The 13,908-nt window shown below is 57.6% G+C and carries 13 protein-coding genes; 10 read left to right on the plus strand and 3 right to left on the minus strand.

What is annotated here, in order from left to right; genetic code table 11:
• Positions 1 to 169 precede the first annotated feature (169 nt).
• The 3 genes from ppiD to MKleb_RS06280 all read left to right on the plus strand — a co-directional run bounded on the left by ppiD (position 170) and on the right by MKleb_RS06280 (position 3,070).
• Positions 170 to 2,044, plus strand: coding sequence for a peptidylprolyl isomerase (ppiD, locus tag MKleb_RS06270; protein ID WP_025107166.1), 1,875 nt, complete (start codon positions 170 to 172; stop codon positions 2,042 to 2,044).
• Between the two features lie 148 nt (positions 2,045 to 2,192).
• Positions 2,193 to 2,558, plus strand: coding sequence for a helix-hairpin-helix domain-containing protein (locus MKleb_RS06275; RefSeq protein WP_025107165.1), 366 nt, complete (start codon positions 2,193 to 2,195; stop codon positions 2,556 to 2,558).
• Between the two features lie 110 nt (positions 2,559 to 2,668).
• The gene (locus tag MKleb_RS06280) at positions 2,669 to 3,070 is read left to right on the plus strand and encodes a YbgC/FadM family acyl-CoA thioesterase (RefSeq protein WP_004848264.1); all 402 of its coding nucleotides are present in this window, start codon (positions 2,669 to 2,671) and stop codon (positions 3,068 to 3,070) included.
• 262 nt (positions 3,071 to 3,332) lie between these two features.
• Here the strand turns inward: MKleb_RS06280 and queC are convergent, their stop codons facing one another.
• Together queC and MKleb_RS06290 are read right to left on the minus strand one after the other, a co-directional pair.
• Positions 3,333 to 4,028 carry a 7-cyano-7-deazaguanine synthase QueC gene (queC, locus tag MKleb_RS06285; protein ID WP_025107164.1) on the minus strand — a complete coding sequence of 232 codons (696 nt, stop codon included), beginning with the start codon at positions 4,026 to 4,028 and terminating at the stop codon, positions 3,333 to 3,335.
• Positions 4,029 to 4,094: 66 nt separating this feature from the next.
• On the minus strand, positions 4,095 to 5,795 hold the full coding sequence (locus MKleb_RS06290; RefSeq protein WP_025107163.1) for an SgrR family transcriptional regulator: 1,701 nt from the start codon (positions 5,793 to 5,795) through the stop codon (positions 4,095 to 4,097).
• 126 nt (positions 5,796 to 5,921) lie between these two features.
• Here MKleb_RS06290 and cof point away from each other — a divergent pair, with 126 nt between their 5' ends.
• Positions 5,922 to 6,740: an HMP-PP phosphatase gene (gene cof / locus MKleb_RS06295; protein ID WP_025107162.1), complete on the plus strand. Its 819-nt coding sequence runs from the start codon at positions 5,922 to 5,924 to the stop codon at positions 6,738 to 6,740.
• 46 nt (positions 6,741 to 6,786) lie between these two features.
• Here the strand turns inward: cof and MKleb_RS06300 are convergent, their stop codons facing one another.
• Positions 6,787 to 7,839, minus strand: coding sequence for a PLP-dependent cysteine synthase family protein (locus MKleb_RS06300; protein WP_025107161.1), 1,053 nt, complete (start codon positions 7,837 to 7,839; stop codon positions 6,787 to 6,789).
• Between the two features lie 115 nt (positions 7,840 to 7,954).
• Here MKleb_RS06300 and MKleb_RS06305 point away from each other — a divergent pair, with 115 nt between their 5' ends.
• From MKleb_RS06305 to amtB, 6 genes are read left to right on the plus strand one after another with little or no spacing between them, the layout of a single operon-like run.
• Positions 7,955 to 8,413: an Lrp/AsnC family transcriptional regulator gene (locus MKleb_RS06305; protein WP_004135994.1), complete on the plus strand. Its 459-nt coding sequence runs from the start codon at positions 7,955 to 7,957 to the stop codon at positions 8,411 to 8,413.
• A gap of 42 nt (positions 8,414 to 8,455) precedes the next feature.
• The gene (locus MKleb_RS06310) at positions 8,456 to 10,228 is read left to right on the plus strand and encodes a SmdA family multidrug ABC transporter permease/ATP-binding protein (protein WP_025107160.1); all 1,773 of its coding nucleotides are present in this window, start codon (positions 8,456 to 8,458) and stop codon (positions 10,226 to 10,228) included.
• Positions 10,221 to 11,999, plus strand: coding sequence for a SmdB family multidrug efflux ABC transporter permease/ATP-binding protein (locus tag MKleb_RS06315; protein WP_025107159.1), 1,779 nt, complete (start codon positions 10,221 to 10,223; stop codon positions 11,997 to 11,999). Before MKleb_RS06310 ends, MKleb_RS06315 begins: the two co-directional genes overlap by 8 nt.
• A complete protein-coding gene (locus tag MKleb_RS06320; RefSeq protein WP_025107158.1) occupies positions 11,999 to 12,229 on the plus strand; it encodes a hypothetical protein in 231 nt (76 codons plus the stop codon). Before MKleb_RS06315 ends, MKleb_RS06320 begins: the two co-directional genes overlap by 1 nt.
• Positions 12,230 to 12,242: 13 nt before the next feature.
• Positions 12,243 to 12,581 (plus strand): P-II family nitrogen regulator, encoded by a 339-nt coding sequence (gene glnK / locus MKleb_RS06325; protein ID WP_004099573.1) that lies wholly within the window; start codon positions 12,243 to 12,245, stop codon positions 12,579 to 12,581.
• 33 nt (positions 12,582 to 12,614) lie between these two features.
• Positions 12,615 to 13,901, plus strand: a complete 1,287-nt coding sequence (gene amtB, locus MKleb_RS06330; protein WP_004848284.1) for an ammonium transporter AmtB — start codon at positions 12,615 to 12,617, stop codon at positions 13,899 to 13,901.
• Positions 13,902 to 13,908: the final 7 nt, after the last annotated feature.

Below are 13,908 nucleotides of genomic sequence, written 5' to 3' on the forward strand. Positions count from 1 at the left end.
GTAAGATGTGCCTTTTTTATTTGCCAGAATGAGACTTAATGTGACTTTATACGCACTTGTGGGCTGACAATCACCCCGTTTTCTTGTCAAAATACGTCCTCACGCGCGGCGGCCATCACATGCTATGCTGCGCGAGCTAAAGTCATCTACAGCGGAGCGTTGTTACACCATGATGGACAACCTACGCACGGCCGCCAACAGCGTCGTGCTCAAGATTATTTTCGGTATCATTATCGTCTCGTTCATTTTGACCGGGGTGAGTGGTTACCTGATTGGCGGTGGTAACAACTATGCCGCAAAAGTTAATGACCAGGAGATTGGTCGCGCACAGTTTGAAAATGCCGTTGCCAGCGAGCGTAATCGCATGCAGCAGCAGCTTGGCGACCAGTTCTCAGAACTGGCGGCCAATGAAAATTACATGAAGACCATGCGTCAGCAGGTGCTGAACCGTCTGATTGACGAGGCGCTGCTCGATCAGTATGCCCGTGAGCTGGGTCTCAACATCAGCGACGACCAGGTGAAGCAGGCTATCTTCCAGACCCAGGCTTTCCAGGCGGATGGCAAATTTGATAACGAGCGCTTCAGCCGTATTGTTAATCAGATGGGGATGACGACGGATCAGTACGCGCAGGCGCTTCGTAATCAGCTGACGACTCAGCAGCTGATCAACGCCGTAGCCGGTACCGACTTTATGCTGCCGGGCGAATCCGACCAGCTGGCGGCGCTGGTTTCTCAACAGCGCGTCGTCCGTGAAGCCACTCTCGACGTGAACGCGCTGGCGGCGAAGCAAACCGCTACCGACGATGAAATCAACGCGTTCTACCAGCAGAACCAAGCGCGTTTTATGGCGCCTGAGCAGTTCCGCGTCAGCTACATCAAGATGGACGCTGCCAGCATGCAGGAAAACGTCTCTGACGAAGAAATTCAGTCATGGTACGACCAGCATCAGGATCAGTTCACTCAGCCGCAGCGTAACCGCTACAGCATCATCCAGACCAAAACCGAAGCGGATGCGCAGGCGGTGCTTGATGAGCTGAAGAAAGGTGCTGACTTCGCCACGCTGGCCAAAGAAAAATCAACCGACATTATCTCTGCCCGCAACGGCGGTGATATGGGGTGGCTGGAAGATGCGGCGACTGTGCCAGAGCTGAAAGAGGCCGGTCTGAAAGAAAAAGGCCAGCTTTCTGGCGTAATTAAATCCTCCGTTGGGTTCCTGGTTGCCCGTCTGGACGATATTCAGGCAGCACAGGTTAAACCACTGGCTGAGGTTCGCGACGATATTGCGGCGAAAGTGAAGCAGGAAAAAGCCCTGGATGCGTACTATGCCCTGCAGCAGAAAGTGAGCGACGCGGCGAGCAACGATAACGAGTCGCTGGCGGGCGCAGCCCAGGTTGCCGGTCTTAAAGTGGTTGAAACCGGCTGGTTTGGCCGCGACAGCCTGCCGCAAGAGCTGAATTTCAAGCCGGTCTCTGAAGCTATCTTCAACGGCGGCCTGGTGGGCGAAAACGGCACGCCGGGCAGCAACTCCGATATCATCACCGTCGACGGCGATCGCGCGTTTGTTCTGCGCATCAGCGAGCATAAACCGGAAGCGGTGAAACCGCTGGCGGATGTGAAAGCGCAGGTGAGCGATATTGTGAAGCACACGAAAGCGGAACAGCAGGCGAAGCTGGATGCCGACAAGCTGCTGACGGCCCTGAAAGAGGGCAAAGGCGATGAAGCGATGAAAGCCGCAGGCCTGAGCTTTGGTGCGCCGCAGACGCTGTCACGCACCGGTCAGGAAGCGCTGAGCCAGTCTGTCTTTGCACTTCCGCTGCCGCAGGCGGGTAAGCCAAGCTACGGCGTGGGCTCCGATCTGCAGGGCAACGTGGTGCTGCTGGCGCTGGACGAAGTGAAAGCGGGTACGATGCCGGAAGAGCAGAAAAAAGCGATGATTCAGGGGATCACCCAGAATAACGCCCAGATCGCTTTCGAAGCGCTGATGAGCAACCTGCGTAAAGCGGCGAAAATTAAGCTCGGCGACATTATCGATCAGCAACAATAATTACGTGCTGCTTCGCAAAAGCAAGTAACGTAATGTCATTCTCAAAGGCCGCTTTCGCGGCCTTTTCCATTTCTGCATTTTGCCTTTTGTACTCTTTTTCCTTCGTCGCTATCGTGACCTTGCTGTCTACAAACAAGGAGATAACAGCATGAAACGAGGAATGAAAACGCTTATTGCCGCCGTACTGGTTTGCGCGGCGGGGAGTCAGATAGCGCAGGCGGCGCCTTCTGCCGGCAAAGCGTCGGCGCCGGTAAAGGAAAGCGTGCAGTCGCCGCAGGCAAAAGCGCCGGATGCGTTAAATGCGGCGGATAGTGAAGGCACCAGGGTGAGTATCAATAACGCCAGCGCGGAAGAGCTGGCTAAGGCGCTGAATGGCGTCGGCCTGAAGAAAGCGCAGGCTATAGTGAGCTATCGCGAAGAGTACGGGCCATTTAAAACCGTTGACGATCTTAAGCAGGTGCCCGGAATGGGCAACTCGCTGGTAGAGAGAAATCTGTCACATCTGAAGCTGTAAATTTTCAGCGAAAGTTTGCACAGTCGTCATTATTTGCCAGACTGAAGAGGTCATGCCAGTGGTGTGACCTCTGACCTCAAAACAACAATTAAAGATAAGGCATTTGCGCTATGCAGACACAAATCAAAGTTCGCGGCTATCATCTGGATGTCTATCAGCACGTTAACAATGCGCGTTATCTGGAGTTTCTCGAAGAAGCGCGTTGGGATGGCCTGGAAAGCAGCCCGGCCTTCCACTGGATGACCGCTCGCAACATCGCCTTTGTGGTGGTCAATATCAATATCAACTACCGCCGACCGGCGGTACTAGGCGATGTATTAACCGTCACCAGCAAGCTCGAACAGCTGAACGGAAAAAGCGGGACGCTAAGCCAGGTGGTCACCCTCAACCCTAATGGCGAAGTGGTCGCCGATGCGCTTATCACTTTTGTCTGTATCGATCTAAAAACGCAGAAAGCGCTGCCGCTTGAGGGCGAACTGCGGGAGAAGCTGGAGCAGCTTGAGCCTCGCTAACAGGCCAGCCGGAGGGGGATGTCCCGGAGGCGGTGCTGCGCACCTGTCCGGGCTACTTTTCCTCAGCTGTCTGCGATCCGGTAGCGCGGGCTACGCGTTCTCAGCAGCCTGCGATCCGGTAGCCCGGGCAGGCGCATCGCGCCGCCCCCGGGAGCAAGCGCACAGAAAGTGGCAGAACTTCCCGAAGGCGCTTCTGCGTATCTGACCGGGCTATGCATCGTGAGCCGCCTGCGATCCCGCCGCGCCGCCGGGAAGTAACCGGTTACTGGAGCCCGGTTTTCTGCTTCATCACCGTCATCACCCCAACCTTATCGCCCAGATACTGGCTCAGCCCGTTGGCGCGGAGGTTACAGGCGGCGCACTGCCCGCAGCCGTCGCCTTTAATGCCGTTATAGCAGGTGAGGGTTTCATGGCGCACCAGGTCGAGCTGGCCCCAGTAATCGGCCAGGGCCCACGTTTCGGCTTTGTTAAGCCACATTAGCGGCGTCTCAAAGCGAATATCTTTCGCCATACCGAGGCTGACGGCATGGTGCAGCGCTTTCACGAACTCGTCGCGGCAGTCCGGGTAGCCCGAAAAGTCGGTCTCGCAAACGCCGGTGATAATAGCTTCCGCCTTCACCTGATACGCGTAAATGGCCGTCAGGGTTAAAAACAGAATGTTGCGCCCGGGTACGAAGGTATTCGGAATGCCGCTGGTGTCCGGTTCATAATCCGGAACCGGAATGCTATCGCGGGTCAGGCTGCTGACCGCCAGTTCGTTAAGCAGGGTGACATCAAGGACTTTATGGGCCACGGCCCCCAGCTTTAGCGCCAGTTCGCGAGCAACGTCAATCTCCGCGCGATGACGTTGGCCATAATCAAAAGTGACGCAATGCACTTCATCATACTGTTGCAGAGCCTGCACCAGGCAGGTCGTCGAATCTTGTCCTCCGCTGAAGACAACTACGGCGCGTTTCATGGTAATTCCTGACAATCGAAGTGAGGCGCATATGGTAGCGCCTGATGAACGTGACCACCAGCCCCGTCACGGCGTAGAGGCCGGTAGCCAGGCGCTGGCGAAATCAAACCAGCCGCGCGCGTTTAGCCGTAGTCCGTTGACCCCCGGCGGCGCGCTGATGCGATAATTATAATTGAACAGCGGCGTCATGATGGCATCGTCCATCAGGCTGTTAAAGACGTTGCGCAACGCTTCGCTACGGCTGCGTTCGTCCGGTAAGGCCTGAACGGCATCCAGCGTCGCCTGGAGATGCGCATATTGCGCCCCGGTCAGCAAATTAGGCCACAGCACGTCGCAGCGTAGCCACTGCTCCAGCGCATAGACCGGCGCTTCGCCAATCAGGCGGTCGCCCATCATCAGGTCCGCCTGTGCAAACTGCTGGCAGCCATCCCAGTTTTTCGCATCATGGAAAATAATCGTCAGCTCACAGTCCAGTTCCGCCAGCCGTTGACGAAGCCGATCCGCCATAGCGTGTAGCTCTACGGGGAGGTGATAGAGCAGCGTAAGCCGTTCGGGCAGAGGGGTACTATGATTTTCAGGCCACTGCGGAATAGACCAGCCCGGCAATACTTCGTTGCTGGGCGCGATCAGATCCTCATCCAGCGGCAGGGTTTCTAACAGGGTGGAGCGATGAATCAGCGAGACCAGCCTTTGCGCCTGCGCTTTGTTAAGACGAGGGCTCTGGCGCAGCGTCAGATAGCAAAAGCCGAGGCTAATACTGTTGCTGACCTGACGTAGTCTGGTCAGTTCGTCAGGATCGCCAATGGTTATCTGTACCGGATGACGACAGCTGGTGCCCAGATCCTGCTCGAACAACTGCGGCGTGATCCAGTATTCCACGGCCTGCAGCAGCGGGTGAGTGAGATGATAGCGCTGATGGTTTTCCAGCCGCACCAGGTCCGCAGTAAATCGCTTCAGGCGAAACGGTCCGCTGCCGATCGCCGGATCGTCAGGATGCGCCAGCACGCTGCAGTAGCTGGCAAGGCGGAACGGCAGCCAGTAATCGGCGCGATGCAGGGTGATAGTCAGACACTGGGAGTGGGTTACGCTAATTTCGCTGATACTGGCGAACAGCGTGCGCAGCGCGGGCAGCTGCAGCAGCATCAGGAGCCGCTGCTGCAGCTGTGAGGTTTTAATCGGATCGCCGTTGTGCCAGAACAGGGTAGAACGAATATAAAAGTGCCAGCGCAGGCCGTCAGGCGACACCTCCCAGTGATGGGCTAAATCGCCTATCGGACAGGTACTCTGCGCATCAAATCGGGTCAGACCGGAAAATATCTCCCCGGCCAGGTGCTGCTCCGCGCGTCCCGGCATAAAACCCGGGCGCAGCGGCTCCAGCGGACGGTAGTAAGGAATACGCAGGGTCGGCGTATTGTTCTGCCATTGGCCGCCGAGAAAGGGGGAAAGCAGCGCTTTAAGCTCCACCGGCGCCAGCTGGGCCAGTTCGAGGGCATTTTGCTGCTGCCCTTTATTCAGCGCCTGCTCCATCATCTCATTGCGCAGCGCTTCCGGCGCTTTATAAAACTGGAGTAGCCCGCGCTTTCCGCGACCGGAGCTGGCCTGCCAGCTTAGCCAGCCTGACTCTTGCGCCTGGCGCAGCAGGGTTCGAATGTGGCGTTCGCTGCAAAAGCAGCGTTCGGCCAGCTCGCCGACGGTTACCTGCTGCGGCTCTCCGGCGGAGGGCTGCCAGAGTCGCTGGTACTGATGCAGACGGTTTAATAGCCTCATCGCTGTGTAATCCTGCGTAGATTGGTAAACCCGGAACAATAAAATTTATCTATTCACTATTACTTCCGTATATCTCAGGCAATACTGCAACACAAGCAAAATCCACCACGATTTGGGGAGCAGAAGATGGCAAGACTGGCTGCATTCGATATGGACGGTACGCTACTGATGCCGGACCATCGTCTGGGAGAAAAAACGCTTTCGACGCTCAAACGTCTGCGCGATCGCGATATCACCCTGACTTTCGCCACCGGTCGTCATGCTCTGGAAATGCGCCACGTTATCGGCGAGTTCTCTCTGGATGCGTTTTTAATCACCGGCAACGGGACGCGCATTCACTCTCTGGAAGGTGAGGAGCTGTATCGCCGCGATCTGGCTCCCGATGTGGCGGAAGAGGTGCTGCACAGCGCCTGGGAAACCACGGCCAGTATGCATTTCTTTAACGACGGCGGCTGGTACACCGGGCAGGCGATCCCGGAATTACTGAAAGCGCACGTCTTTAGCGGTTTTCGTTATCAGCTGTACGATCCAAAGCGAATACCGGCGCATCAGGTCACTAAAATCTGCTTCTGCGGCGATCATGACGATTTGCGGCGGCTAAGGCTTCAACTGAGTGAAGCGCTGGGCGGCCGAGCGGATCTCTGTTTTTCGGCGATGGATTGCCTTGAAGTGTTGCCTGGCGGCTGTAACAAAGGCGCGGCGCTGGCGGTATTAAGCCAGCATCTGGGGCTGACGATGCAGGATTGTATGGCGTTCGGTGACGCCATGAACGACCTGGAAATGCTCGGCAGCGTCGGGCGCGGCGTGATTATGGGCAATGCGATGAATCAGCTGAAAGCGGAACTCCCACATCTACCGGTTATTGGCGACTGCCGTCATCAGGCCGTCTCCCACTTTTTGACTCATTGGCTGGATAATCCCGATCTTCCTTATTCCCCCGAATAAAGAGACCCTGCCAGCAAGCCAGATATCCTGTGATATCTGGCTTCTTTTATTTTGCCTGCAGCATGTCGGCGATTTGTGCCTGCCATGAGGAGATATCGCCAATATTGGCCGCTACCCACTGCGGGTTGTAGTAGGTTTCCAGATAACGTTCACCGCTGTCGCACAGCAGCGTGACGAGAGAGCCGGTGCGCCCCTCTTCGCGCATCCGCACGGCCAGCTGCAGTACGCCCCACATGTTGGTGCCGGTGGAGGCGCCGACCTTACGTCCGAGCAGCGTTTCCAGCCATAGCGCGGTGGCGACGCTGGCGGCATCCGGTACCCGCAGCATCTCATCGACCACGTCGGGAATAAACGACGGTTCGACGCGCGGGCGGCCGATGCCCTCAATTTTACTGCCGACCGGGCTGCGCAGGCTGGCGTCGCGGCTCTGCCAGTAGTCCATAAACACCGAGTTTTGTGGGTCAACCACCAGCAGCTGCGTATCGTAGCCCTGACTACGAATGTAGCGTCCGATGGTGGCAGAGGTGCCTCCGGTGCCCGCGCTCATCACGATATACGACGGCTGCGGATGCGGCTCGTGGTTCATCTGACGGAAGATACTGTCGGCGATATTATTGTTTCCCCGCCAGTCGGTCGCCCGTTCGGCATAGGTAAACTGATCCATATAATGGCCGTTCAGCTCGCGGGCCAGGGTTTCGGAGGCGGCATAGATTTCGCAGGCGCTATCGACGAAGTGGCAGCGGCCGCCGTAGAACTCAATTTGTTCAATTTTACGTTTTGCCGTACAGGAAGGCATCACGGCGATAAACGGCAGGCCTAAGAGACGGGCGAAGTAGGCTTCAGAGACGGCGGTCGAACCGGAAGAGGATTCGATAATCGTTGTCCCTTCTTTAATCCAGCCGTTGCACAGACCATAGAGAAACAGCGAGCGGGCCAGGCGGTGCTTCAGGCTACCGGTTGGATGGGTGCTTTCATCCTTCAGGTAGAGCTGGATCCCCGGGAACCCCGGAAGCGCCAGACGAATAAGGTGCGTGTCGGCGGAACGCTGATAATCGGCATTAATTTCACTAATCGCGTGTTTAACCCAGGCGCTGTTCATCTCAAATTCCTGTTTGTCATTTTGTGCCCAGCTTAGCGGAAATCGAAGGAAAAATTGTTGCCATTTAGCCTTTCAATTACAATGAATGGAGTAAATTTTTCTCCCAAGGTGCCCTATGTTAGATAAAATTGACCGTAAGCTGCTTTCTTTACTGCAAACCGACTGCACCCTCTCTTTGCAGGCGCTGGCCGATGCCGTTAATCTGACCACCACGCCCTGCTGGAAGCGCCTGAAGCGGCTGGAAGATGAAGGTATTCTGCGTGGACGCGTTGCGCTGCTGGATGCGGAAAAGGTCGGGCTTGGGCTGACGGCGTTTGTGCTGATTAAGACTCAGCATCACAGTAGCGACTGGTATTGCCGCTTCGTCAGCGAAGTCACGCAGATGGCGGAGGTTCTCGGTTTCTGGCGTATGGCGGGGGAGTATGACTACCTGCTGCGGGTCCAGGTGGCGGATATGAAGAACTACGACGATTTTTATAAACGCCTGGTTAACAGCGTGCCGGGGCTCTCGGATGTCACTTCGAGTTTTGCCATGGAACAGATAAAATACACCACTGCCTTACCGATTGATTAACGGCATCAGCCGCTACGAATTACACACTCAGGATTTAACTGCTTGCGATTATTTGCCCAACTTAGCTGGTATTTCCGCCGGGAGTGGCGTCGTTACCTCGGCGCTATTGCTCTGCTGATCGTGATTGCCATTCTGCAACTGGTGCCGCCAAAGGTGGTGGGTATCGTGGTTGACGGCGTAACAAAACAACATTACACCGCGGAAAAGGTGTGGATGTGGATCGGCCTGCTGGTCGTTATTGCGGTGATGGTCTATCTGCTGCGCTACGTCTGGCGCGTATTGCTTTTCGGCGCCTCTTATCAGCTGGCCGTCGAACTGCGCGAGGATTTCTATCGCCAGCTCAGCCGCCAGCATCCGGCCTTTTACCTGCGCCATCGTACCGGCGATCTGATCGCTCGCGCCACCAACGATGTGGATCGGGTGGTGTTCGCCGCCGGCGAGGGGGTATTAACCCTGGTTGACTCGCTGGTCATGGGCTGCGCGGTGCTGATTGTCATGTCGACGCAAATCAGCTGGCAGTTAACCCTGCTGGCGCTGCTGCCCATGCCGCTGATGGCGCTGGCGATTAAGCGTAACGGCGATGCATTACACGAACGCTTTCGCGTCGCGCAGGCGGCCTTCTCCAGCCTCAACGACCGCACCCAGGAGAGCCTGACCAGCATCCGCATGATCAAAGCCTTTGGTCTCGAAGACCGACAGTCGGCGCTGTTTGCCGCCGACGCCGCGGATACCGGGGCGAAAAACATGCGCGTGGCGCGTATCGACGCCCGCTTTGACCCGACGATTTATATCGCTATCGGGACCGCTAACCTGCTGGCCATCGGCGGCGGCAGCTGGATGGTGATCCAGGGCAGCCTGACTCTGGGTCAGCTCACCAGCTTTGTGATGTACCTCGGCCTGATGATCTGGCCAATGCTGGCGCTGGCGTGGATGTTTAACATCGTTGAGCGCGGCAGCGCGGCCTATGCGCGCATTCGCACCATGCTGGAGGAGGCGCCGGTGGTGAACGACGGCAGCGAGCCGACGCCGGAAGGGCGCGGTACGCTTAGCGTCGCCGTGCGCGAGTTTATCTACCCGCAGGCGAACAAGGTCTCGCTGGAAAAGGTCAACTTTACGCTCCAGCCCGGGCAGATGCTGGGGATTTGCGGGCCGACCGGCTCCGGCAAGAGCACCATTCTGGCGCTGATTCAGCGCCACTTTGACGTGACTGAAGGCGATATCCGCTTCCACGACGTTCCCCTGACCCGGCTACAGCTGGATAGCTGGCGCGCACGTCTGGCGGTGGTTAATCAGACACCGTTCCTGTTCTCCGATACCGTTGCCAGCAACATTGCTCTCGGTAAACCGGACGCCACGCAGGAGCAAATCGAGCACGTTGCGCGGCTTGCCAGCGTGCATGAGGATATCCTGCGCCTGCCGCAGGGGTATAACACCGAAGTCGGCGAGCGCGGCGTGATGCTTTCCGGCGGGCAAAAGCAGCGTATTTCCATCGCCCGCGCGCTGCTGCTGGAGGCGGAGATTCTGATCCTTGATGATGCGCTGTCGGCGGTGGACGGCAGAACGGAGCACCAGATTTTGCATAACCTGCGGCAGTGGGGAGAGGGGCGGACGGTGATCATTAGCGCCCATCGCCTGTCGGCGTTGACCGAGGCCAGCGAAATTCTGGTGATGCAGCACGGGCATATTTCCCAGCGCGGTCGCCATGAGGCGCTGGCGGCGCAGCCGGGCTGGTATCGGGATATGTACCGTTATCAGCAGCTGGAAGCGGCGCTGGATGATGTCCCGCAGGAAGATAAGGAGGTCGCCGGTGCGTAGTTTCACTGAACTCTGGCCGACCTTAAAGCGCCTGCTGGCCTACGGCTCCCCGTGGCGTAAACCGCTGATGATAGCGGTTGCCATGATGTGGGTTGCGGCGGTGGCGGAAGTCAGCGGCCCGCTGCTGATCAGCTACTTTATCGACAATATGGTGGCGAAGCACTCGCTGCCGTTGAAGCTGGTCTGCGGTCTCGCCGTGGCCTATATCGGCCTGCAACTTCTTGCCGCTGGCCTGCATTATTGCCAGGCGCTGCTGTTTAATCGCGCGGCGGTCGGCGTGGTGCAGCAGCTGCGCAGCGATGTGATGGACGCCGCGCTGCGTCAGCCGCTCAGCGAGTTTGATACGCAGCCGGTCGGGCAGCTCATCTCGCGGGTTACCAACGATACCGAAGTGATTCGCGATCTCTACGTGACCGTGGTGGCGACCGTGCTACGAAGCGCCGCTTTGATTGGCGCGATGCTGGTGGCGATGTTCAGCCTTGACTGGCGGATGGCGCTGGTGGCTATCGCTATTTTCCCGGCGGTGCTGATCGTGATGATGATTTATCAGCGCTACAGCACGCCCATCGTCAGGCGGGTTCGCGCCTGGCTGGCGGACATCAACGACGGTTTTAATGAAGTGATTAACGGCATGGGCGTCATCCAGCAGTTCCGCCAGCAGGCGCGGTTCGGCGAGCGGATGCGCGAGGCCAGCTACGCCCACTATCTGGCGCGTATGCAAACCCTGCGTCTTGATGGCTTCCTGCTGCGCCCACTGCTGAGCCTGTTCTCTTCATTAATTCTCTGCGGCCTGCTGATGCTGTTTGGTTTCAGCAGCAGCGGAACGATCGAAGTCGGGGTGCTATACGCCTTTATTAGCTATCTTGGGCGACTGAACGAGCCGCTGATCGAGCTGACCACCCAGCAGTCAATGCTGCAGCAGGCGGTCGTGGCGGGCGAGCGCGTCTTCGAGCTCATGGACAAACCGCGTCAGGCGTGGGGTGAAGATAGCGAGCCGCTGCGCAGCGGGGCGATGAGTATCGATCATGTCTCTTTTGCCTACCGCGACGATAGCCTGGTGTTGCAGGATATTAATCTCGATATCCCGTCCCGCAGCTTTGTGGCGCTGGTTGGTCATACCGGGAGCGGTAAAAGCACCCTGGCCAGCCTGATGATGGGCTACTACCCGTTAACCCAGGGAGAGATTCGCATCGACGGTCGTCCGCTTTCTTCCTTAAGCCACAGCGCGCTGCGGCAGGGGATTGCAATGGTGCAGCAGGATCCGGTGGTGCTGGCTGACACCTTCTATGCCAACGTCACCCTCGGTCGCGACATCAGCGAAGAGCAGGTGTGGGAAGCGCTGGAAGCGGTACAGCTGGCGGCGCTGGCCCGTGAAATGGAAAACGGTATTTATACGCTGCTGGGCGAGCAGGGGAATAATCTCTCCGTTGGCCAGAAACAGCTGCTGGCGCTGGCGCGGGTGCTGGTCGATACGCCGCAGGTGCTGATTCTTGATGAGGCGACGGCCAATATCGATTCCGGTACCGAGCAGGCGATTCAGCAGGCTCTGGCTCGGGTGCGCGAGCACACCACGCTGGTGGTGATTGCGCACCGCTTATCGACCATCGTCGAGGCCGATACGATCCTGGTACTGCACCGCGGTCAGGCCGTTGAGCGCGGAAGTCACCAGCAGCTGCTGGCGGCCAGAGGCCGCTACTGGCAGATGTATCAGCTGCAGCTGGCTGGCGAAGAGCTGGCGGCCAGCGCGCAGGAAGAGTCGCTTATCGCCTGATGCACCATAAACAGGCAGCGGCGCCGCCGCGGCCTGAGGTGGTGCAAAATCGTCACAAGCTGCGCACTGAAATGGTGCAGTTTCAGGCAAAAGAGGCATTTTGCCGCTTCGTTTCCGCCGAATTATTCTCCTTCCTCCTCAAAAAGGGCCGCCTGGCGGTCCTTTTTCATTTCTGGCATAGCCCTTGCTTTATTAGAAACGTGTTAGCTGCGGCCATTACCGAATTCTGACTGGAGGGGACTTATGAAGCTGGTTACCGTGGTAATCAAACCATTCAAACTGGAAGACGTGCGTGAAGCATTATCTTCAATGGGTATTCAGGGCCTGACGGTCACTGAAGTTAAAGGGTTCGGCCGTCAGAAAGGCCACGCGGAGCTCTATCGCGGCGCGGAATATAGCGTCAATTTTCTGCCGAAAGTGAAGATTGACGTCGCGATTGCCGACGATCAGCTGGACGAAGTCGTCGATGTCATCAGTAAAGCGGCTTACACCGGAAAGATTGGCGACGGCAAAATCTTTGTCGCCGAGCTGCAGCGCGTGATTCGCATCCGTACCGGCGAATCAGACGAAGCGGCACTGTAACTTTCAGACCACACAGTGATGGGGAACGAAACAATGAAGATAGCAACAATGAAAACAGGTCTGGGAGCGTTGGCTCTTCTTCCGGGGCTGGCGATGGCTGCACCGGCGGTCGCGGACAAAGCCGACAACGCTTTTATGATGATTTGCACCGCGCTGGTGCTGTTTATGACGATTCCGGGCATCGCGCTGTTCTACGGCGGGCTGATCCGCGGTAAAAACGTTCTCTCCATGCTGACGCAGGTCATCGTGACGTTTGCGCTGGTCTGCGTACTGTGGGTGGTTTATGGCTACACGCTGGCCTTCGGCGCTGGCGGCAGCTTCTTCGGCAACTTCGACTGGGTACTGCTGAAAAATATTGAACTGAAAGCGCTGATGGGGAGCTTCTATCAGTACATCCACGTTGCTTTCCAGGGCTCCTTTGCCTGTATTACCGTTGGCCTGATCGTCGGTGCGCTGGCGGAACGTATTCGCTTCTCGGCGGTACTGATATTCGTTGTGGTATGGATGACGCTCTCTTATGTGCCGATTGCGCACATGGTATGGGGCGGCGGTCTGTTGGCTACGCACGGCGCGCTTGATTTCGCCGGCGGTACGGTTGTTCACATCAACGCCGCGGTCGCGGGGCTGGTGGGCGCCTACATGATGGGCAAACGCGTCGGCTTTGGTAAAGAAGCGTTCAAACCGCATAACCTGCCGATGGTTTTCACCGGCACCGCTATCCTCTACGTTGGCTGGTTCGGCTTTAACGCCGGTTCAGCAAGCGCGGCGAACGAAATTGCCGGTCTGGCGTTCGTTAACACCGTGGTTGCAACGGCGGCGGCTATCCTGGCATGGACCTTCGGCGAGTGGGCAACCCGCGGCAAGCCGTCACTGCTCGGCGCCTGTTCAGGGGCGATTGCCGGTCTGGTCGGCATCACTCCGGCCTGTGGCTATATTGGCGTCGGCGGCTCGCTGATTGTGGGTATCGCAGCGGGCCTTGCGGGTCTGTGGGGCGTCACCGTTCTGAAACGCTGGCTGCGCGTGGATGACCCGTGCGATGTGTTTGGCGTCCACGGCGTCTGCGGTATCGTAGGTTGCATCCTGACCGGTATCTTCGCCGCGACTTCTCTGGGCGGTGTGGGCTACGCGGAAGGCGTCACCATGGGCCATCAGGTTCTGGTACAGCTGGAAAGCATCGGTATCACCATCGTCTGGTCAGGCGTCGTCGCCTTTATCGGTTACAAGGTTGCCGATATGACCGTTGGCCTGCGCGTACCGGAAGATCAAGAGCGTGAAGGGCTGGACGTAAACAGCCACGGCGAAAACGCCTACAACGCCTGATAAAACG

It is taken from the genome of Klebsiella sp. PL-2018 (assembly GCF_019048985.1).
Lineage (GTDB): Bacteria > Pseudomonadota > Gammaproteobacteria > Enterobacterales > Enterobacteriaceae > Klebsiella > Klebsiella michiganensis.

What these genes read in the sequence shown, in the direction of transcription:
- ppiD (WP_025107166.1), top strand. Translation starts at nt 170, where the DNA reads ATGATGGACAACCTACGCACGGCCGCCAACAGCGTCGTGCTCAAGATT.
- MKleb_RS06275 (WP_025107165.1), top strand. Translation starts at nt 2,193, where the DNA reads ATGAAACGAGGAATGAAAACGCTTATTGCCGCCGTACTGGTTTGCGCG.
- MKleb_RS06280 (WP_004848264.1), top strand. Translation starts at nt 2,669, where the DNA reads ATGCAGACACAAATCAAAGTTCGCGGCTATCATCTGGATGTCTATCAG.
- queC (WP_025107164.1), bottom strand. Translation starts at nt 4,028, where the DNA reads ATGAAACGCGCCGTAGTTGTCTTCAGCGGAGGACAAGATTCGACGACC.
- MKleb_RS06290 (WP_025107163.1), bottom strand. Translation starts at nt 5,795, where the DNA reads ATGAGGCTATTAAACCGTCTGCATCAGTACCAGCGACTCTGGCAGCCC.
- cof (WP_025107162.1), top strand. Translation starts at nt 5,922, where the DNA reads ATGGCAAGACTGGCTGCATTCGATATGGACGGTACGCTACTGATGCCG.
- MKleb_RS06300 (WP_025107161.1), bottom strand. Translation starts at nt 7,839, where the DNA reads ATGAACAGCGCCTGGGTTAAACACGCGATTAGTGAAATTAATGCCGAT.
- MKleb_RS06305 (WP_004135994.1), top strand. Translation starts at nt 7,955, where the DNA reads ATGTTAGATAAAATTGACCGTAAGCTGCTTTCTTTACTGCAAACCGAC.
- MKleb_RS06320 (WP_025107158.1), top strand. Translation starts at nt 11,999, where the DNA reads ATGCACCATAAACAGGCAGCGGCGCCGCCGCGGCCTGAGGTGGTGCAA.
- glnK (WP_004099573.1), top strand. Translation starts at nt 12,243, where the DNA reads ATGAAGCTGGTTACCGTGGTAATCAAACCATTCAAACTGGAAGACGTG.
- amtB (WP_004848284.1), top strand. Translation starts at nt 12,615, where the DNA reads ATGAAGATAGCAACAATGAAAACAGGTCTGGGAGCGTTGGCTCTTCTT.